An 18,913-nucleotide genomic window follows, 5' to 3' on the forward strand; every position below is an offset into this window, starting at 1 on the left:
ATTCCTCCTTTTTATTATAAGTTTTCTCTATAAAGTGGCATACTCATACATCTTGGGCCGCCACGTCCCCTTGATAATTCGGAGCTTGGTATTGTAATAACCGTTATGCCCCTTTTAGTTAGTATTTCATTTGTAACATAGTTCCTTTCATATGTTACAACAACACCCGGTGCAATTGCAAGTGTGTTAGAGCCATCGTTCCATTGCTCCCTTCCTGCAATTATAAAATCTCCACCACCACATTGAATAAGCTCAACGGATGAAAGATTTAGTGCTTCTGCAAGTATTTTGTTTAAAGGGCTTGTGTTGTGCTTAAATTTAATCGTATTATTAGCACCCTTAGTTACCTCATAAACGCTAAGGGGTCCTTGAACTCCAGGGTGTATTGTAAACTTATCATAATCAACCATAGTAAATACAGTATCAAGATGCATAAATGCTCTGCATTTTGGAATTTCAAATACCAAAACCTTCTCAAAGGAAGTATTAGCGTTAAAAAGGTTTCTTGCAACAGTTTCAATTGCCTCAGCTGAAGTTCTTTCGCTGCAACCTATTGCAACAACCTTGTCGGATAAAACAAGCTCGTCTCCACCCTCTATAGCATAGGGCATTGACCTGTCATACCAAAGAGGTGTTCCTTCAAAGGATTTATGGTATTTTATTATATATTTTAAAAATAAAGTCTCCCTTCTTCTTGCTTCTGTCCTCATTCTGTTTAATGTAATGCCGTTCCCAATTGAAGCACCAGGGTCCCTTGTAAAATAAAGGTTTGGCATAGGATCAAGATAAAATGGATAATCGTCCGCCATAAGCTCAACTAAAGATGTTGGTTCTTTAACTTCTATTTCATTTTTCCTAACGCCAGCCATTATTTTATCTACCATTTGTCTTGCTGGCATTTTGCTTAAATACTCAATAAGGCTTTCTTTTAAGGATGGCGATGTAATTCCGCTCTCTTCTAAAAACTCTTTTAAAAACTCTAATTTAACCTTTTCGTCATCTAAAACTTCTGCCGATAATTCCTCAAGATAAACAACCTCAGCACCGTTTTCCCTTAAAACTTCGGCAAATTTGTCATGCTCCTGTTGAGCAATTTTTAGATAAGGAATATCATCAAACAAAAGCCTACCAAGATACTCCGGAACTAAATTTTCAACTTCTTGGCCAGGTCTGTGAAGAAGAACCCTTTTGAGCCTCCCTATTTCAGAAGTTACATTTATAAAATGCTTCATTCCAATTCCTCCTAGGCTGTTTTAACTACATATACATTATACATCGTTTGTATAACAAATAAAAATGTTAGAAAATTTTTAATAATATCGTTTTATGTCGTTTTTCTGAAAATATATGTTATATGCTTTAATATAATCCTTTTTCCTCTTGTATGCTTTGGAAATCTTTTAAAATTTATAAATATTCAAACAATTCAATAAAAAAGCATCAAGATTTTTGCATAAAAATACAGCAAGGCTATAAAATCCTTACTGTATTAGTGTTTCCTCAATAAATTTATACAATACAAGGTTGTTTTTATAAATTTCTATTTTAAATTAGTCTAATATTTATACTCAATATTTTTTCTTAAAATTGCTGAAAAAATCGGAACTAAAACAATGGCGACAATTCCTCCTGCAAAACCATTGTTATAAAGATTTAAACCCCCATGTAAATAGCTCATGTTCATTACAACCGAAACATGGAAAAAACCAGCTATTATTCCAAAACCAGCCAAATTCTCCTGCAATAGGTGCAAGGTTGGTTCCAAATAACGACGCAAGTATTATCGCCTGGGAATTTAATTCCCATATGTTTAGCAGTGAAGAAATCACCGTTCCTAACAGAACTGGTAAAGTATTAACAAGGTGTTTCCCTAGGGCCCCAAAACCAACAATAGTTAAAATAGCACCAATTACAGGTCCAGTTAGTTCCCCTCTTATCAAAAGAACATAAATAATGAAAATTAGACCTAACATTCCCATATTTATAAAGGTTATACCTTCTCCAAAGTCATTAAAATAATCGCTATAAAGTCTTCCTGTAGTTTTTGAAAGCAGTTTATATTTTTCTATAACCTGCCTCTCATTTAAAAGTCCATAGATGATAAATGCAATAAATATTGCTGAAAACAATAGAGTAAATTTAAAGTTATTACCTGTAGATAAAATGAGCTTTCTCTCAAAATCTATACCAAAGGCCCTAAAATTAGACATCATCATGGTGGCCATAAGCCCACCGGCAAGGCCCATATTATAAAGGCAATATCCCTGATGAAGTTTTAGGGAAAACTTTGCAAGAGGCGAAAGACAAAATCCGATAAATACAGCTATTAATATTCCTAAGGATATGCTAAAGGCTTTGCCTAATATATTTAAAAAGGCAAGCTGAACAACAGCAGGGGACAATGTGGTTCCAAACAAGGCAATAAGAATATAATTCTTAAAACTATCCTTTTGATATAACGAATATAAATAAACTCCCAATATCGTCGGCCAAATATTAACTATATTTTTCCCAAAGAGTGAAAAGCCCACCGTTGTAAAATAGGCAGCAATCAAGGCTCCATTTATCTGAAGCCTATTTATTCTGTATAATGTCAAAACTGCAAGTCCAACAAGTCCGGCATTAAAAAGGCTCCTTCAATCCCCCAACCGCAATGTAATCCGTAATTAAAATATCTGATTCTTTAACAATGTCAACAAGTCCCTTTATAATTTTTATAGGTTTTTCAATTATAAAGGGTATTACCAAAAGAACTAAATTAAAAATAAAAATCACAAAAAAGATTTGTTTCTCAAATTTCATCCCCCTCAAAAAATTTTAATTGTATTAATTTTAATTAAATTATATTATAATTATACTGTATTTTTGACAATTTATCTATAAAGGGTGGGGGACAATATGAAAATAAAAGAAATAAGAAGAAAAATAATTTCCATGATACTTCCTATTACAATAGAAAATATCCTTCAAATGACCGCCGGACTTATATCTATGGCTATGATAGGTAGAATCGACGAAATATCTATAAGTGCAATTGGAATATCAAATAGAATAATTCAATTTATCTGGGCCCTTTTAAGGGAATAGCAACTGGAGTTACTATATTAGTTGCACAGTCTTTTGGAGCAAAAACATTGAAAAGCTAAACAAAACAATCCTTCAAGGAATTATAAGTTCAACCCTTTTATCGTTGTTATTTTTCATATTAGTTTTTTTAAATTCAAAAACACTTCTTTTAATATTTAATCCTAAACCTACCCTATTATCCTCTGCCAGCCTATATCTTAAGATAACCTCCTTTAGTATTCCCTTTATAGTTCTAATGCTCTTAACAGCCGGGATATTTCAAGGAATGGGGAATGCAAAAACCCCTATGTATGTAACCTTTTCCATGAACATATTAAATATTATATTTAGTTATCTTTTAATCTTCGGAAAATTTGGATTCCCTAAACTTGGACTTGTAGGGGCAGGAATATCCTATGTTACTTCTTACATATTGTCATCTTTATTAGGATTATTTTTATTAATTAAGAAAAATAAACTATTTAATTTTAAACTTTCATTTGAAGCAAATCTTATAAAAAGGATTTATTTTTTAGGGACCCCATCCTCCTTTGAATCTATATCATGGCAGGTTGCAGCAATAATACTTACAAGGCTTATCCTATCCTTTGGTGAAACAGCCCTTGCTGCATACCAAGTCGGCCTTCAGGCTGAGTCCATCTCCTATATGCCTGCCATAGGTTTTGGAGTTGCTGCAACATCATTTATTGGACAGGCAATAGGCGCTAAAAATATAGAGGATGCTAAAATATATTTCAAAGAAATACTAAAGGGTTCCATATTAATTACAAGTATATCTACAATACTTTTAATTTTCTTACCAAAACAAATAATGGGACTTCTAACAAACAGCAAAAACATCATAGAAATCGGTGCCCTATATTTATTCATAATGGGGCTTGTTCAAGTTCCCCAAAACATGTCTATGGTATTTTTAGGGGCCCTAAGGGGAGCCGGGTTTACTCAAGTAACCATGCTTATTGCGCTAATAGGGCTTTGGGGAATTAGAATACCGGGAGTTATATTAGTATCTAAATATCTAAAATTAGGAATAATATATATTTGGATAGTTATGGCACTAGATCTTTTAGTAAGATTTATCCTCAGCATAATTTTATATAAATCAAAAGATATTTACACTAAAGATGTTAAAGATTTATAATAAAATTGTAAAATTATTTTGCGAGGTGAATTTTATGTCAGTTTTATCCCATCTAGAACCAAAGGAAGTATTCTATTATTTTGAAGAAATCACAAAAATACCCCATGGCTCAGGCAACGAAAAGGCTATAAGCGACTGGCTTGTTAATTTTGCAAAGGAACACAATTTAGAAGTAATCCAAGATAAGGCAAACAACATAATCATCAAAAAGCCAGGAACAAAGGGATATGAAAATGCTCCAACTGTAATTTTGCAGGGACACATGGACATGGTTTGTGAAAAGAACAAGGATACTGTCCATGACTTTGAAAAGGATCCTTTAAAACTAAGAATAGAGGGAGATTATATATACGCAACAGGAACTACCCTTGGTGCAGATAATGGAATTGCAATGGCCTATGCCTTAGCAATCCTTGCATCTAAAGATATTCCACATCCTCCCCTTGAAGTTTTATTAACTGTTGAAGAGGAAACTGGAATGGGCGGTGCTATGGCCCTTGATGGTTCACTTTTAAACGGAAGAATATTAATAAACATGGACTCTGAAGAGGAAGGGAAGCTTCTTGTTAGCTGTGCAGGTGGAGTTAGAACAAGACACGTTTTAAATATAGATTGGATTAATGCACCACAAAATTTAAGCCCATATGTAATAAGCATTAGAGGCCTAAAGGGCGGACACTCTGGTATGGAAATAGATAAAGGACGAGGAAACTCAAATAAGATAATGGGCAGAATTTTAAATGACCTTTAAATAATATTGAATTTGAACTTGCTGAAATAAACGGCGGTTCAAAGATGAATGCAATTCCAAGGGAATGCGATGCTGTAATTTTAATAGAAGAAAAAGATATAGAAAAACTTGAAGCTAAAATAAAGGAATGGGATGCTATATTAAAGAATGAACTAAGTGCATCTGATCCTTCAATATCAGTTTCAGTAAATAAGCATAATGCAAAGGTTGAAAAGGTATTTTCAAAGGAAACAAAGGAAAAGGCAATTGCAGCTCTTATGCTAATTCCAAATGGAATCAAAACTATGTCAATGCACATCGAAGGGCTTGTTGAAAGCTCAACAAACCTTGGTGTTGTTGCAACAGAAGGAAATACAGTAAGATTTGAAAGTGCTGTAAGAAGCTCAGTAAGAAGCTTAAAATATGCTATATTAGAAGAGGCAAAAACAGTTGCAAAGGTTCTTGGAATTGAGCTTATAGCAGATTCAGATTATCCAGAATGGCAGTATAATCCAAACAGCAAGATTAGAGAAATAATGATAGACGTATATAAAGAAATGTTTGGGAAAGAACCAGAAATTTATGCTATCCATGCAGGAGTCGAATGTGGTCTTTTAGGAGAAAAACTTGGTGGTGCAGATATGATCTCCTTTGGACCAAATCTCTATGACGTTCATACTCCAGAGGAACACATGAGCATATCGTCAGTTCAAAGAATGTGGAAGTATCTTCTAAACGTTCTCGCTGCAATAAAATAATTATATAATAAGAGCCCTCTCTAATAGAGGGCTCTTATTTTCCTCTATCCTTTATAAAATTCCTAATCGATCTATCCCAAGTAGCTTCCCCTCTTTAGTAAAAAGCATCCTGGAATTTCGCCTTTACTTCTATGATAGGCAACACATTCACAGCATTTTCCCCTTCTTGAACATGACGTATATGTGCAGGTGCAGCCCTTAAGATTTTTGAAACGCAATCCATAAACATCCCCCTTTAAAATTTTTTATTTTTAGTATATCAGTCCTAAATTTATTCATCAATAGAATTTATGCTATAATATTAATAGACAGCCTCAAGGGAGGTATGAGCATGTTTTTTATAGGCATATTTGGAATAGAAACAAAGCAGGATGAGGTAAAAGAGATTAGAAATGTAATCTGTAAAAAATGCGGCCGAATGTCTTCTTACAAACTCATTAAACAATATAATATGTTCCATTTTTTCTTTATTCCTGTTTTTAAGTGGAATATTAGATATTTTTGATTTCAAGATGCTGCGATTCAATTTTTGAAATTTCATTGGATTATGGCAAGGAACTTGAAAGACAAAAAGCTCCTATAATCGATGATAATGAGCTAACAGAACTAAACTTTGATTATGGATATCTAAAAAATGCCCAAGCTGTTTAGCAGAGATTGACACCAATTACAAATATTGTCCTTACTGCGGACACAAAATTAATTAATTTCCTATTGATTTTTATTTAAAATCAATATATAATATATATTGTCTTAGGGGTATAGCTCAATTGGTAGAGTAGCGGTCTCCAAAACCGTTGGTTGGGGGTTCGAGTCCCTCTGCCCCTGCCAAAAGCCAAGCTAAAAGCTTGGCTTTTTTATTAACACTTTCTGCTTTCCTTCATATCATAATACTAAGGGGGATAGCAATGGGAATGCCTAATATACCAGATATTAGTCCTACAATAAACTTAAGGGACAATGACGTTATAAATCTTCTTTTAGCATCAATTGCACTTGAAGAATTTAGCCTTGCTGCCATTATGAATGCAGAAGCAGAAAAGATTCAGGAGCTTTTGGGTGGAAGAAACTGTGCATCTTTACAGGACATGATAACCCTCGATAAATCAGTCGAAAGAATACTAAGGGATGTTATCAAAAAGAAATACTATTAGAATTTAAGTTTGAAAATGTTCTTGATCTAATAGAAGCAAGAGGATAGCAGTAAAGCTATCCTCTTGTTATTCTTATTGAGTTTAAAACCGCCAAAAGGGCTACTCCAACATCTGCAAAAACTGCCTCCCACATGTTTGCTATTCCAAAGGATGCCATAATCATAACGAGTATCTTGACAAATAAAGCAAGATAAATATTTTGCCATACTATTTTTTTAGTCTTTTTTGCTATATTCATGGCAGTTAAAATATTTTTAAGCTGATCGTTCATAATAACTATATCTGCAGCTTCAATGGCAGCATCTTGGCCTAAAGCTCCCATCGCAATGCCTATATCTGCTCTTGCTATAACCGGTGCATCGTTAATCCCATCTCCTACGAAAATTATTTTTCCATCTTCCTTTTGAATTTCTAGCTCCTCAAGTTTTTCCACCTTTTGATCAGGCAAAAGACCATAATAATAGTTATCAATGGCAAGCTTTTCTGCAACATCTGATGCTACATCTTTGTGGTCTCCTGTAAGCATTATTGTTTTAATGCCCATCTTCTTAAGGAAATCAATTGTCACCTTTGCGTCCTCTTTAATTTCATCTTCAATAACTATGCATCCTATAAATTTACCATCTACAGCTACATAAACCTTAGTTCCAACATCATAATCTTCCCTTATATTAATTCCTCTATCTATCATAAGTTTTGCATTTCCAACCAAAACCTCATTATCGTCTATCCTTGCCTCTATTCCAAATCCTGATATTTCCTTGTGTTCCTTTATTCTCGACTTATCTATGTCCCCATATTCTTTTAAAATACATTGTGCGATAGGATGATTAGAATAAAATTCTGCATAGGCTGCATATTCCAAAACCTTAACTTTATCAATTCCACCTTCTGACCTTATATTTTTTATCCTAAGCTTTCCCTTAGTTAGTGTTCCAGTCTTGTCAAAAACTGCCATATTGACATAATTTAAAGCTTCAAGATAGTTGCTTCCCTTTACCAAAATTCCATTTTTGATGCTGCACCAATTCCTCCAAAAATCCAAGGGAATTGAAATAACTAGGGCACATGGGCAGGATACTACAAGGAAAATCAAAGCCCTATATATCCAAGGAGAAAAGGGATGTCTTAGTATTATTGGTGGAACACATGCTATTAAAAGGGCTAATAAAACTACTATCGGAGTATAAACCCTTGCAAATTTGGTTATAAAATTTTCAGTTTTAGCCTTTCTTCTATTTGCTCCCTCAACAAGCTCTAAAATTTTATTAACTTGAGATGCCTTAAATTCTTTAGTTACTTTTATCTTCAATACTCCGCTCTTATTTATAAACCCTGCTAAAACCTCATCTCCCACAACAACATCCTTTAATACTGACTCTCCTGTAAGGGCAGATGTATCTAAGCTTGAGTTTCCTTCTATAATTATTCCATCAAGGGGAACCTTCTCTCCAGCTTTAACAACGATAATATCCCCTATCTTAACATCATCAGGATTAACTCTTTTTAATTCATGCCCAACCATTAAATTTGCATAGTCAGGTCTTATATCTAAAAGCGCTTTTATTGATTTTCTTGACCTTTCAACAGCTAAATCCTGAAGCGTTTCACCAACTTTGTAAAAAGCATTACGGAAACCGCTTCGGGCATCTCACCTATTATAAAGGCACCTATGGTTGCAATTGACATTAGAAAATTTTCATCAAAAACTTGTCCATTTTTTATATTTTTAACTGCCTTTAGCAATATATCATATCCTATAATTACATAAGACAAAATGAATAATACTTGTCTTAAACTATTCTTAAATAAAAATGCCAATAAAAACAAAGAGGCTCCTAATACTAAAAATATAGTCTCTCTATTCAAATTGGTTTTAACCTTAATTTCCTTATCTTCCACTTTAACATTAGGTTCGTATTTATTGACGATTAATTTTATTTGGGATAAAATATCCTCCCAGTTTTTCTCATCATCTATCGTAAGTATTAGCTTTTGAGAACTTATATTAATACAAGCATCCTTAACTCCATATATGTTTTTTACATCCTTTTCAATCTTAGCAGCACAATTAGCACAGTTAAGCCCAACTAAGATTAGGGTTTTATTTAACATTCTCTTTATAGTCTTTTCTTTTATTATAATATCCGGCTCTATCGACAAAATTATCCTTTCAATTTCATCGAATATTATTTCATAATTATCTGTATCTATATCAATCGCAAGGGTTTTATTTACAAAATCTATAGAAGCATCCTTAACACCATTTAACTGTCTAATTTTCCCTTCCATCTTCGACGCACAATTGGCACATCCAAGTCCATATAAAATAAATTCCTTTTTCAAAAAATCCCCCTATTCTTCACTAACATGCGACAATCCCAAATCAAAAATCATCTTTACATGTTCATCATCAAGAGAATAATAAACAACCTTGCCTTCCTTTCTAAACTTTACAAGCCTTGCAGCCTTTAAAACTCTTAATTGATGTGATACCGCAGATTGGCTCATGTTTAATAAAGCTGCAATATCGCAAACACACATTTCAGATTCAAAAAGGGCACAGATTATCTTTATCCTCGTTGTATCACCAAGAACCTTAAATAGTTCAGCTACATCATATAATCTTTCTTCCTGCGGCATCAAATTCTTAACTTTTTCAACAACATCCTCATGAACAACTGTGCAGGAACATCTTTCTATTTCCATCCAATCACCTCTTATATGAATATATGTTCATATGTTCAATTTTATGTTACCACTTTTCCTATTTCTTGTCAACGAAAAAGGCTGCCATTGGCAGCCTTATAAATCATACTTCCACATTATAATCGCATCCTCACCGGTATCCGAATAATATCCCTTTCTTCTTGCAACTTCAATAAAACCGTATTTTTTATATAAATTTATCGCAACTGTATTGCTAACTCTAACCTCTAAAGTTAATGCATGTATTTTATTTTCCCTAGATATATTTATAATATCCTCCAAGAGCATATTCCCAAGGCCTATCCCTCTAAATTCAGGGTGAACGGCGATGTTTGTAATATGTCCTTCCCCATATAAAAGCCAAAGTCCATAATAGCCTATAACCCTTGTGCCCTTTTCAATAACCCTATACTTTGCAACTTTATTTCGTGTTATCTCCGACAAAAAAGCCTCATAGGTCCAAGGCGTTTTAAAACTCAAATGTTCAATCTTAACGACATCATCTATATCCTCAAGCTTCATATCCCTTATTAAAAAATCACTCAAGCTTTATTCCCACCTTTTTCTCATATTCCCTTTCTGCTTGGGATTTTCTTATGTAAATAGGACTAAAGGTAAATATATCATCCTCCATCCCTTCCATAAGCCTTAAAAGGGCAAGTTCCCCAAGGGCACTTGCCCTTGGTAAGTTTGAAGTATTAGTTGAAAGGTAAAAATTATTGCCCTCCAGCTTTTTCCTGTGGATTTTTACAGCATCTCCGCAAAATAGTGCTTTTTCTTCCTTCACCCTTTCAATAAGTTCGTCTATGTGTAAAGCTTCATAATCGCTAATTTTTATGAGCCTTCCCCTTCAAATCTATAAAGTGCAGTATAAACATTATCCCTTAAGGCATCCATTATAGGGACAATAATTCCATCAAAGCCAACCTGCATAAAGGCCATTGCATCCAAGCTTGAAACTCCAATAAATTTTAAATTCTTCCCTTGAGCTATTCCCTTTGCTGCAGCAACTCCTATCCTAAGACCTGTAAAGGAGCCAGGACCACCGGATACAGCAACTGCATCTATATCATCAACTGATAAATCCAAGGTTTTAAACATATCTTCTATTAAAGGGAAGAGCAGAACAGAATGCTGAAGCTTATTGTTTATAAAAATTTCACCCTCAACCTTTTCTTCAGTAACTATCGCAACCGATGCTACAAAAGAGGAGGATTCTATCGCTAATACCCTCACAATATCAGCTCCTTATTAAAATTTAAAATTTCTATCTCCCTTGTATTATCATCTAAAATCCTAATGTTTATCTTTATTGTATAGTCTGGTAAAAGCTCCTCAACTAGATTGCCCCACTCAATAACAGAAACACCTTCACCGTATATGTATTCCTCAAAACCTATCTCATAAAGCTCTGATATATCTGAAATCCTATAAACATCAAAATGATATAGGGGCATTTTACCATCGTATTCATTAACTATAGTGAAGGTTGGACTTGTAATATCCTCATGCACTTCTAATCCCTTTGCTATACCCTTAACAAGATGGGTTTTTCCTGCACCTAAATCCCCGTTTAAGCTTATTACATCTCCCTGTTTCAAAAGCTTTGCAATCTTTAACCCTATTTCAAAGGTCATCTCCTGCGAATTGGACTTTACCTTCATCCTTCCACATCCTTTAGTAAAATTCATATATATTTTATAATACCAATTGGCATTTTACAACAAAAATATCCCTAAAAGGGAATCCTTTTAGGGATTATAGTCTATAAAGATCAATATCCTCCTTAAATTGTTCCGTCATCCTCTTAAATTCAGAAATATTATGGGTGAGCTTTTTAATTTCTTCTGCATAGGTTGCAACATTAGCGCTAACCTCCTCAGAAGATGCAGAGTTTTCTTCGGCAATTGCTGCAAGGGATTCAATTTTGCCATAAATCTCAGCTATTGACTCAGTTTCCCTTTCAAGTCTATTAGAAGTTTCAATCATCTTGCCTGCAACTTGAACTATCTTATCTTTAGCTACCCCGCTCTTTTCTATAGCATCCTTCAATACAATACTTTCATTGCTAAGTTCATCAAATTGAACTCCTATTCCACCAACTAAACTATCTATATCCTCAATAAACTTTGTAAGATTTTCATTGATTTCATTGACAGCCCTTTGGGACTCTTCTGCAAGCTTTCTAACCTCATCTGCAACAACTGCAAAGCCTCTTCCTGCTTCTCCTGCCCTTGCTGCCTCAATTGAAGCATTTAAGGCTAAAAGGTTTGTTTGGGCAGCAATCGATGATACCATTGAAACGATTTCTGTTATTCCCTTTGCCCTTTTTGTAATTCTTGGCTGTTTTCTATTACATTTGAAAATTCATTTAAAATTTTATTTAATTTATCTACCGTATTGCTTACATTAGCAAAACTATCTTCTATCTTTTCAACAGCATCCTCAAGCTCATCTTTGTTTTGTATCTCGATCTGAACGACTGTCTTTATAGATTCAACATTATCGTTCAATAGGGCAACTGATGATTCCGTCTCCTGTGCCTGCATCATGGCAGCACCTGCAACCTGCTCAACCACTGAAGATATCTCATTTGAAGTTATGTTCATCTTTTCTGCTATATCTGAGAGTTTTCCGGAGAAGGTATTCATCTCATCCGTCATACCCTTAAAGGATACAAAATCCTGTCTTACCTTGGTCTTATACGTCTTTAATAGATTGAATATTTCTTCAAAAACGTCCGTTGTCTCTATATCCAATTTTTCTGAATAATCATTGTTGTTTATTTTTCCTATCTCTTCCTTTATTACATCAAAGGGTTTTGTTAAAAGATAGGAGGCTATAAAGGGTGAAAGTAAAGCATATACAAAGGAAATAAAACCTGCAATTTCTTTATTTATAGCAATTGTAATTCCATTTAATATCGAATATATTATAAAACTTAAAAGGGCAATTTTAACGTTTAAATTTTTAGTTATTCCAAAGGAAAATAACTTGTTTAACCTATACTTTTTCTTAATATATATTTCATCTTGAAAGGTTAACTTTAGCTTTAGCATATCCTGCGTCTTTTCTATCTGTTCTACTTCAATTTTTTCATTAAAATATTTAGATGCTCCTTCTAAAAGTCCCAAAAAGTAATCAAACATTCCCCTTTTGGATCTATAAGTAAAAATAGCCTCCCTTGAGGAAATAGCTTCAAGGTCTAGAACAGGTGGTCTTGCACCTGTAATCCTTTTTGTTACTTGTCTGTGAACATCGTTCATGGATTTTAAAAATCCATAAAGGCTGTCATGTTTAAAAAGGCAGGATAATCCTTTGACCAAGTTAATACGTTATCTATTCCAATTTCCCTCCAAAGAGCTTCATAGGATTTTCCTGAAAGCTTTGCTATATTTGATATTAGTTTATATACCTTTTCATCTTCAACATCCTCCAAAGGTGAAAAAATTTTATCCCTACTAAAGCCGATAAACTCAAGGGATTTGTCGACAATCTCATTATTTGTAATTTTCCTACAGGTTCTTATCCATGTAGAAACCGCAGTTCCCTTCATTTTAACACCCCCAAATTCATTATAACATTTCGGACAAAATTCTTCAACAAATAACAATTATCTTTAAGAAGGGTGGAATTTCGTTAAAATTAAGTTTATAATAACCTTGTAACAAAAATTTAAAGGGTGATACTATGCTAAAATTAAATTCCCATGATTTATTGTCCTCCTTAAGCCTTGCCATTGATCTTTGTGAATATGCTACCTTTAATGAAAATATTAATTCAAAAATGATTTTTGGGTCAACCTTTCAACATAAATTTTTAAATCATTCCAAAAGAACAACATATATATCAATGAAAATAGGTCAAAAAATTTCAAAGGATAAAATATTCTTAAGGAATTTATTTATTACTTCCTCCCTTCATGATATAGGTATAACTGGCACCGGTCAACTAATTGAGGCCCATTTAAAATCTGAATTTATATTAAACCATAGTAAAAACGGGAGCATCCTTATTGATAAACTTCCATTAAACAAAACTATTTCAGATGCCGTTAAGTTTCATCATGAAAACTATGATGGGACAGGCCCCTTCATGCTAAAAGGAGATGAAATTCCATTAATCTCCCAAATAATTAGGCTCTCAGATGCCTTTGAGCTTATGTATGATGAAAATATCCCTAATTTCATGCAAAGGCAGTTTATATTGGAAAATATTAAATCAAGTAAAGGAAAATTATTTTCCCCTACATTGTAGATCTATTTTTAGATGTGCAATCAAAGGAATATTTTTGGTGGGATGTTGAAAACATAGGCAATTTTCAAGATATATTTGATTCTATAAAACCTGAAATAATAAGCACATTTACATTAGAAGAACTGAGGCAAATGTCATATGTGTTTGCCGACATAATAGATAAAAAAGCCCCTTTACTTACACACATTCCACAAATCTTACAAAATTAGCATTAAAAATAGCTACTTATTTGGGCTTCGATGAGGAAAAAGAGTTAAATTTGAAATTGCAGCTCTCCTTCACGATGCTGGGAAACTTGCCATCCCAAATTCAATTCTAAATAAAAACGGTGCTTTAGACTCTAGAGAAATAAATATAATAAAAAGCCATACCTATTATACAAGGTTGATTCTTTCAAGAGTAAAGGGACTTGAGGATATTACCAACTGGGCTGCAAATCATCACGAAAAACTAGATGGAAGTGGATATCCATTAGGTCTTGATAAAGAAGGATTATCTTTAGAAGAAAGGATTATGGCAGTTTGTGATATATACGAGGCTTTGACTGCAGATAGACCCTATAGAAAAGGGCTTCAAAAGGATAAGGCCATAAGTATAATTCAATCTATGGTTGACAAAGGAGAAATATGCAGCACAGCATTAAAATATCTTAAGGAAGTAATATAAGGCACCCTTCGGTGCCTTATATTTTTATTTATGGAGTATCGGCGATACCCTTTTGTATATAAGAATAGTTATTAGCGATGCAAAAGTTCCTTTTAACAAATTAAACGGTGCTATGCTATATACAATTAAGGAATTAACATCCTTTATGTTCTTATTAACCTTAGATGCCCATTCTACAATTGCGCTTATTGGGAAACCTAAAACTTTTTCATATAAAGGTAAAAGCACAAAATAGTTTAATAGTGATGCTGATATCACCATTATTACTACCCCTAAAAGCAGGCCAACCATTGCTCCTTTTCTTGTTTTGTTTTTAGAATAAATATAGGCTGCAGGGAGAACAAAGGAACACCCAACTAAAAAGTTTGCCATCTCGCCTATTCCTGCCGTTTGACTTTTGATCACAAAATGGAGTAAATTTTTCATAAGTTCAATTAAAATTCCTGACAAAGGTCCTAGTGCAAAGGCCCCAATAAGAACAGGAACTTCACTTAAATCGATTTTTAAAAAGTCTGGGAAAATAGGAAGGGCAAATTCAAAAACATAAGAATAAGAGCAATTGCAGAAAGAATAGAAATTTTGATCATTTTTGATAGATTTTTGACTTGATTTTTTCCATAAAAAACCTCCCTTTTTTAGGGGCAAAGGGAGAAAAAGATAATAATACCTTCTCCCATCCAGACTTTAACTGCCGGCCCTGGAATTTCACCAGGTCAGCCTTTCGGCTCGCGGGCTTTACCGCCGGTCGGGAATTTCACCCTGCCCCGAAGATATTCTGTATACATATTATCAAATTTTTCTAATAATTTCAAGAAGTTTTTATTTCCAATAATCTACCATATTCTTTGATTGTTATTTGTTTTCTATTCCCTTCTATTATACCTTTCCCTTTTAAATCAGATAGCATCCTTGATACAGTTTCCCGCGACATGTTTAAAATTTTAGAAATTTCTCCTATGTTTATATCTAAATCAATAGTAATCTTACCATCTTCTTCCCTTCCAAAAATATTAATATGTTCTATTAAAAAGTTAATAAAAATTTGTTTGCTGTCCTTTAACATTAAATTAGCCTGCCTTATGTTGAGATTTCTAAAGGATTTTATAACTAAAAAGAAATTAAATCCCTAAGTTCAAAAGAAAATTGCAGCCTTTTTTAAGGTATAATGCATCTACAGCTAAAACAACACAGCTTGTTAGAGCCTTATAGGTTGCAATTTCCTCCATACCTAAATAGGAGGATAAGGCAAAAAGCTCTCCAGGAAGAACATATCCAACAGAATATTCCCTTTCTTCAATATCCTTTTTAATCAAAATAACCTTTCCCGTATCTAAAAAATATATATAATCATCCTTAAAGGCTTCCCTCGTAATTATTTCATTTTTAAAGTAAATGATTCTTTTTAGTCCACCTTTAAGTTCGTTTTCTAATATTTTTCTATAGTCAACCCCAACCATGAATGTATCTTTTTTCATCCTACCCTCTCCCTTTTAAGGCTACAATAAAATTATCGGAAGAAATTAACAATAATTAATAGTCCGAGAAAACTCCCGGACTATTCAACATTTTTCATAGAAAGGGCTATTCTTTTTCTTTTAATATCTACATCTAAAACCTTAACCTTTACGATATCTCCAACCTTAACAACTTCCATTGGGTGTTTTATAAACCTATTGGAAAGTTCAGATTTATGGATGAGTCCATCCTGATGGACTCCTATATCTACAAACACACCAAAATCGGCAACATTCCTTACAGCTCCCATAAGAATCATGCCGCTTTTCAAGTGTTCCATCTCCATAACGGAAGACATAAATATTGGTGGTGGAAGCTCCTCCCTTGGATCCCTTCCAGGTTTTTTAATCTCCTTTATTATGTCTACAAGAGTTGGAACACCGCAGTTTATCTTTTTGCTATTTCCTCTACTCCACCGTTTTTTTCAACAAATTCATCAAGATTAGATAGATTTCTTAACTTCACATCCTCAATATTAAGTCCTAGTATATTTAAGAACCTTTCACAAGCTTCATAGGATTCTGGATGCACTGCAGTATTGTCAAGGGGATTTTGGCTCTCAGGGATTCTTAAAAATCCTGCACACTGTTCAAAAGCCTTTTCCCCAAGCCTTTTAACCTTTAAAAGCTGTCTTCTATCTGTAAATTTTCCATTTTGTTCTCTGTATTCTACTATGTTCTTTGCAATAGCAGCGTTTATACCTGAAACATAGGAGAGCAAAGATACCGATGCCGTATTTAGATCAACTCCAACGTTGTTTACAACATCCTCAACCACACCCTTTAAAGTTTCATCAAGCCTTTTGGGATACATCATGTTGGTATTGTCCAACGCCTATAGACTTTGGGTCTATCTTTACAAGTTCTGCCAAAGGATCCTGAAGCCTTCTTGCAATGGAAATAGCCCCCTTAAAGAAACATTAATATCGGGGAACTCTTTACTTGCAAGCTCAGATGCAGAATAAACCGATGCCCCAGCTTCAGAGACAACTACATAGTAAAGTTTTTTACCGCTTTCCTCTTCTGTTTCCTTTATAAGCTCCGATATAAAAACTTCAGACTCCCTTGATGCCGTCCCATTGCCAAGGGATATAATATCAACATTATGCTTATATATAAGCTCCTTCATTATTTTTTACTTCCCTCAATGTCATTTTGAGGCGCTGTCGAATATACCGTTGCTGTATCTAAAAGCTTCCCTGTCTCATCTACAACGGCAACTTTGCATCCGGTTCTAAATCCAGGGTCAAAGCCTAAAACAACTTTTCCCTTTACTGGCGGCTGCATAAGAAGGTTTCTTAAATTCTCTGCAAAAACCCTTATTGCCTGTTCCTCTGCCTTTTCTGTTAAATCGTTTCTTATTTCCCTCTCAATCGAAGGCTCAATAAGCCTTTGATAGCTATCCTTTATAGCCCTTTGCAGGATCTCCTTATCCCTTTCACGCTTTATTATTTTTCCCTCAAGATATGCCAGTATTTTTTCGACAGGAGCTTCTATCTTTACAGATAAAAATTCTTCCCTTTCACCTCTGTTTATTGCCAAAACCCTGTGGGGAAGTATTGATTTTACAGGTTCTTTATAGTCATAATACATCTCATAGGGTGAAGTTTCATTCTTCGTAGCCTTCGTTATAATTATCCCTTCTCTGAAGGTTATATTTCGAATAAATTTTCTGTAATCGGCATTATCCGATATTTCCTCGGCAATAATGTCTAATGCCCCCGATATCGCATCGTCTACTGTTAGAATACCCTTTTCGCTATCGATAAATCCTTCAGCAATTTTATATAGTTCATCATCATAGCTTTGCGAAATAATAATATTTGCTAAAGGTTCTAGTCCCTTTTCTTTTGCTATAGTAGCCCTAGTTCTTTTTTAGGTCTAAAGGGTCTATATATATCGTCAACCTCCGTTATTGTCTCCGCCCTTTCAATTGCCTCCTCTATTTCCTTTGTAAGCTTTCCCTGTTCTCCTATAAGCCTTTTTACCTCTTCTTTTTTGCCAGGAGGCTTCTTAAGTAACTAAGTCTATCATAAAGCCTTCTTAATGTTATATCATCAAGGCCACCTGTGACTTCCTTTCTGTATCTTGCAATAAATGGAATGGTATTGCCTTCATCTATAAGTTTAACAGTATTTTGAACTTGTCCTTGACTTATATTGAGCTCCTTTGAAAGTATGCTTATTATATCCATCAAACCACCTCAAGTTTAAATTTCCTTTTTCTTTATACATATCATTGTCAGCCTTAAGTATCACATCATCTAAGCAATTACACATATCAGAGTCACAATATCCAGCACTAAACTTTATGGTAATGTCGTCTATAGGATTTGATATTAAATATTCCCTAAATATTTTAATTTTTTCTTTAAGTTCATCTATACCTTTAAAATTTATTATTGCAAATTCATCACCTGCATATCTAAATACTATAGAATCATTAGAAAAATATCTTTTTAAAGCTGAAGCAAAATATTTAAGGACCTCATCGCCCTTTTTATGTCCAAAGGAATCATTAATCCCTTTAAAATCGTTTAAATCGATAATGCAAAAAGCAAAATATTTTCTACCGGATAATAAATTCTCAATAATTTCCTCTAAACTTCTCATGTTGTAAAGCCCAGTCAGGTAATCGATCTTCAATATATTTTTCAAATCATCCATAAGCTTTGCAATTTTTATGGCTGCTTCTAATTGGGTAGTTATATATTTAATCACTTTGACATCATTCTTATTGAAGGCATCTTCTTTTCTTGTATTATCAACATTTATAACTCCAAAAACTCCCCATCAACATATATTGGAGCAGAAAGGGTAGAACTTATATTCAGGCAATCATTTTCTAATAATTTTTGTAATTTTCCTTATGCAAATTTTTATCATCAAACTTCCTTG

The 18,913-nt window shown here is 33.8% G+C and carries 21 protein-coding genes, 1 tRNA gene, 5 pseudogenes and 1 riboswitch; of the genes and pseudogenes, 10 read left to right on the forward strand and 17 right to left on the reverse strand.

What is annotated here, in order from left to right:
- Positions 1-14: 14 nt before the first annotated feature.
- From arcA to PWK10_RS13115, 4 genes are all read right to left on the reverse strand, one after another.
- Positions 15-1,232 (reverse strand): arginine deiminase, encoded by a 1,218-nt coding sequence (gene arcA / locus PWK10_RS13105; RefSeq protein ID WP_274766350.1) that lies wholly within the window; start codon positions 1,230-1,232, stop codon positions 15-17.
- 323 nt (positions 1,233-1,555) lie between these two features.
- Positions 1,556-1,684, reverse strand: a complete 129-nt coding sequence (locus PWK10_RS20015) for a DUF1576 domain-containing protein (protein WP_446715255.1) — start codon at positions 1,682-1,684, stop codon at positions 1,556-1,558.
- Positions 1,644-2,597: a DUF1576 domain-containing protein gene (locus tag PWK10_RS13110; protein ID WP_274766351.1), complete on the reverse strand. Its 954-nt coding sequence runs from the start codon at positions 2,595-2,597 to the stop codon at positions 1,644-1,646. The genes PWK10_RS20015 and PWK10_RS13110 overlap by 41 nt, the downstream gene beginning before the upstream one ends.
- Before the next feature lie 25 nt (positions 2,598-2,622).
- Positions 2,623-2,802 (reverse strand): hypothetical protein, encoded by a 180-nt coding sequence (locus tag PWK10_RS13115; protein WP_274766352.1) that lies wholly within the window; start codon positions 2,800-2,802, stop codon positions 2,623-2,625.
- A gap of 96 nt (positions 2,803-2,898) precedes the next feature.
- Here PWK10_RS13115 and PWK10_RS13120 point away from each other — a divergent pair, with 96 nt between their 5' ends.
- From PWK10_RS13120 to PWK10_RS13130, 3 genes and pseudogenes are all read left to right on the forward strand, one after another.
- Complete coding sequence (locus PWK10_RS13120) at positions 2,899-3,087, forward strand: MATE family efflux transporter (protein ID WP_274766353.1); 189 nt, start codon at positions 2,899-2,901, stop codon at positions 3,085-3,087.
- 82 nt (positions 3,088-3,169) lie between these two features.
- Positions 3,170-4,228 (forward strand): MATE family efflux transporter, encoded by a 1,059-nt coding sequence (locus PWK10_RS13125; protein ID WP_274768276.1) that lies wholly within the window; start codon positions 3,170-3,172, stop codon positions 4,226-4,228.
- A gap of 34 nt (positions 4,229-4,262) precedes the next feature.
- Positions 4,263-5,716, forward strand: a pseudogene (locus tag PWK10_RS13130) (aminoacyl-histidine dipeptidase).
- A 71-nt stretch (positions 5,717-5,787) separates the two neighbouring features.
- Here PWK10_RS13130 and PWK10_RS13135 read toward each other — a convergent pair.
- The gene (locus PWK10_RS13135) at positions 5,788-5,934 is read right to left on the reverse strand and encodes a DUF6485 family protein (RefSeq protein WP_446715256.1); all 147 of its coding nucleotides are present in this window, start codon (positions 5,932-5,934) and stop codon (positions 5,788-5,790) included.
- Positions 5,935-6,134: 200 nt separating this feature from the next.
- Here PWK10_RS13135 and PWK10_RS13140 point away from each other — a divergent pair, with 200 nt between their 5' ends.
- The 5 genes from PWK10_RS13140 to PWK10_RS13160 all read left to right on the forward strand — a co-directional run bounded on the left by PWK10_RS13140 (position 6,135) and on the right by PWK10_RS13160 (position 6,870).
- Positions 6,135-6,221 (forward strand): hypothetical protein, encoded by an 87-nt coding sequence (locus tag PWK10_RS13140; RefSeq protein ID WP_274768277.1) that lies wholly within the window; start codon positions 6,135-6,137, stop codon positions 6,219-6,221.
- Positions 6,218-6,367 carry a hypothetical protein gene (locus tag PWK10_RS13145; protein ID WP_274766354.1) on the forward strand — a complete coding sequence of 50 codons (150 nt, stop codon included), beginning with the start codon at positions 6,218-6,220 and terminating at the stop codon, positions 6,365-6,367. Before PWK10_RS13140 ends, PWK10_RS13145 begins: the two co-directional genes overlap by 4 nt.
- A 5-nt stretch (positions 6,368-6,372) precedes the next feature.
- Positions 6,373-6,423 carry a hypothetical protein gene (locus PWK10_RS13150; protein WP_274768278.1) on the forward strand — a complete coding sequence of 17 codons (51 nt, stop codon included), beginning with the start codon at positions 6,373-6,375 and terminating at the stop codon, positions 6,421-6,423.
- A 48-nt stretch (positions 6,424-6,471) separates the two neighbouring features.
- A tRNA-Trp gene (locus PWK10_RS13155) sits at positions 6,472-6,547 on the forward strand.
- A gap of 77 nt (positions 6,548-6,624) precedes the next feature.
- Positions 6,625-6,870: a hypothetical protein gene (locus PWK10_RS13160; RefSeq protein ID WP_274766355.1), complete on the forward strand. Its 246-nt coding sequence runs from the start codon at positions 6,625-6,627 to the stop codon at positions 6,868-6,870.
- Between the two features lie 55 nt (positions 6,871-6,925).
- Here the strand turns inward: PWK10_RS13160 and PWK10_RS13165 are convergent.
- The 7 genes and pseudogenes from PWK10_RS13165 to PWK10_RS20020 all read right to left on the reverse strand — a co-directional run bounded on the left by PWK10_RS13165 (position 6,926) and on the right by PWK10_RS20020 (position 13,135).
- A pseudogene (locus PWK10_RS13165) lies at positions 6,926-9,162 on the reverse strand (heavy metal translocating P-type ATPase).
- Between the two features lie 63 nt (positions 9,163-9,225).
- Positions 9,226-9,579, reverse strand: coding sequence for an ArsR/SmtB family transcription factor (locus tag PWK10_RS13170; RefSeq protein ID WP_274766356.1), 354 nt, complete (start codon positions 9,577-9,579; stop codon positions 9,226-9,228).
- 96 nt (positions 9,580-9,675) lie between these two features.
- Positions 9,676-10,125, reverse strand: coding sequence for a ribosomal protein S18-alanine N-acetyltransferase (gene rimI / locus PWK10_RS13175; RefSeq protein ID WP_274766357.1), 450 nt, complete (start codon positions 10,123-10,125; stop codon positions 9,676-9,678).
- Positions 10,118-10,366 carry a hypothetical protein gene (locus PWK10_RS13180; protein WP_274766358.1) on the reverse strand — a complete coding sequence of 83 codons (249 nt, stop codon included), beginning with the start codon at positions 10,364-10,366 and terminating at the stop codon, positions 10,118-10,120. The genes rimI and PWK10_RS13180 overlap by 8 nt, the downstream gene beginning before the upstream one ends.
- 47 nt (positions 10,367-10,413) lie before the next feature.
- Entirely contained in the window at positions 10,414-10,815 is a 402-nt protein-coding gene (gene tsaB / locus PWK10_RS13185) for a tRNA (adenosine(37)-N6)-threonylcarbamoyltransferase complex dimerization subunit type 1 TsaB (RefSeq protein ID WP_274766359.1), read from the reverse strand.
- Positions 10,812-11,243, reverse strand: coding sequence for a tRNA (adenosine(37)-N6)-threonylcarbamoyltransferase complex ATPase subunit type 1 TsaE (gene tsaE, locus PWK10_RS13190; protein ID WP_274766360.1), 432 nt, complete (start codon positions 11,241-11,243; stop codon positions 10,812-10,814). The genes tsaB and tsaE overlap by 4 nt, the downstream gene beginning before the upstream one ends.
- A 94-nt stretch (positions 11,244-11,337) precedes the next feature.
- Positions 11,338-13,135: pseudogene (locus tag PWK10_RS20020) on the reverse strand (heme NO-binding domain-containing protein).
- Positions 13,136-13,269: 134 nt separating this feature from the next.
- Here PWK10_RS20020 and PWK10_RS13210 point away from each other — a divergent pair.
- Both PWK10_RS13210 and PWK10_RS13215 read left to right on the forward strand, forming a co-directional pair.
- Positions 13,270-13,836: an HD-GYP domain-containing protein gene (locus PWK10_RS13210; RefSeq protein ID WP_274766364.1), complete on the forward strand. Its 567-nt coding sequence runs from the start codon at positions 13,270-13,272 to the stop codon at positions 13,834-13,836.
- Between the two features lie 264 nt (positions 13,837-14,100).
- Positions 14,101-14,502, forward strand: coding sequence for an HD-GYP domain-containing protein (locus PWK10_RS13215; protein WP_274768279.1), 402 nt, complete (start codon positions 14,101-14,103; stop codon positions 14,500-14,502).
- A gap of 24 nt (positions 14,503-14,526) precedes the next feature.
- Here PWK10_RS13215 and PWK10_RS13220 read toward each other — a convergent pair.
- The 5 genes and pseudogenes from PWK10_RS13220 to PWK10_RS13240 form a co-directional block, all read right to left on the reverse strand.
- Positions 14,527-15,089, reverse strand: a pseudogene (locus PWK10_RS13220) (ECF transporter S component).
- A gap of 74 nt (positions 15,090-15,163) precedes the next feature.
- Positions 15,164-15,278: riboswitch (FMN riboswitch) on the reverse strand.
- A 32-nt stretch (positions 15,279-15,310) separates the two neighbouring features.
- Positions 15,311-15,565: a helix-turn-helix domain-containing protein gene (locus tag PWK10_RS13225; RefSeq protein WP_274766365.1), complete on the reverse strand. Its 255-nt coding sequence runs from the start codon at positions 15,563-15,565 to the stop codon at positions 15,311-15,313.
- A 55-nt stretch (positions 15,566-15,620) separates the two neighbouring features.
- Positions 15,621-15,977: a cyclic nucleotide-binding domain-containing protein gene (locus PWK10_RS13230; RefSeq protein ID WP_274766366.1), complete on the reverse strand. Its 357-nt coding sequence runs from the start codon at positions 15,975-15,977 to the stop codon at positions 15,621-15,623.
- A gap of 80 nt (positions 15,978-16,057) precedes the next feature.
- A pseudogene (locus PWK10_RS13235) lies at positions 16,058-18,213 on the reverse strand (Tex family protein).
- On the reverse strand, positions 18,143-18,736 hold the full coding sequence (locus tag PWK10_RS13240; protein ID WP_274766367.1) for a GGDEF domain-containing protein: 594 nt from the start codon (positions 18,734-18,736) through the stop codon (positions 18,143-18,145). Before PWK10_RS13240 ends, PWK10_RS13235 begins: the two are co-directional and overlap by 71 nt.
- Positions 18,737-18,913 lie beyond the last annotated feature (177 nt).

It is taken from the genome of Caloramator sp. Dgby_cultured_2 (genome assembly GCF_028872215.1).
GTDB classification, from domain to species: Bacteria; Bacillota; Clostridia; order Clostridiales; family Caloramatoraceae; genus Caloramator; species Caloramator australicus.

What these genes read in the sequence shown, in the direction of transcription:
- PWK10_RS20015 (WP_446715255.1), bottom strand. Translation starts at nt 1,684, where the DNA reads ATGAACATGAGCTATTTACATGGGGGTTTAAATCTTTATAACAATGGT.
- PWK10_RS13115 (WP_274766352.1), bottom strand. Translation starts at nt 2,802, where the DNA reads ATGAAATTTGAGAAACAAATCTTTTTTGTGATTTTTATTTTTAATTTA.
- PWK10_RS13120 (WP_274766353.1), top strand. Translation starts at nt 2,899, where the DNA reads ATGAAAATAAAAGAAATAAGAAGAAAAATAATTTCCATGATACTTCCT.
- PWK10_RS13230 (WP_274766366.1), bottom strand. Translation starts at nt 15,977, where the DNA reads ATGAAAAAAGATACATTCATGGTTGGGGTTGACTATAGAAAAATATTA.
- arcA (WP_274766350.1), bottom strand. Translation starts at nt 1,232, where the DNA reads ATGAAGCATTTTATAAATGTAACTTCTGAAATAGGGAGGCTCAAAAGG.
- PWK10_RS13170 (WP_274766356.1), bottom strand. Translation starts at nt 9,579, where the DNA reads ATGGAAATAGAAAGATGTTCCTGCACAGTTGTTCATGAGGATGTTGTT.
- PWK10_RS13210 (WP_274766364.1), top strand. Translation starts at nt 13,270, where the DNA reads ATGCTAAAATTAAATTCCCATGATTTATTGTCCTCCTTAAGCCTTGCC.
- tsaE (WP_274766360.1), bottom strand. Translation starts at nt 11,243, where the DNA reads ATGAAGGTAAAGTCCAATTCGCAGGAGATGACCTTTGAAATAGGGTTA.
- PWK10_RS13225 (WP_274766365.1), bottom strand. Translation starts at nt 15,565, where the DNA reads ATGTTAAAGGACAGCAAACAAATTTTTATTAACTTTTTAATAGAACAT.
- PWK10_RS13140 (WP_274768277.1), top strand. Translation starts at nt 6,135, where the DNA reads ATGTCTTCTTACAAACTCATTAAACAATATAATATGTTCCATTTTTTC.
- PWK10_RS13160 (WP_274766355.1), top strand. Translation starts at nt 6,625, where the DNA reads ATGGGAATGCCTAATATACCAGATATTAGTCCTACAATAAACTTAAGG.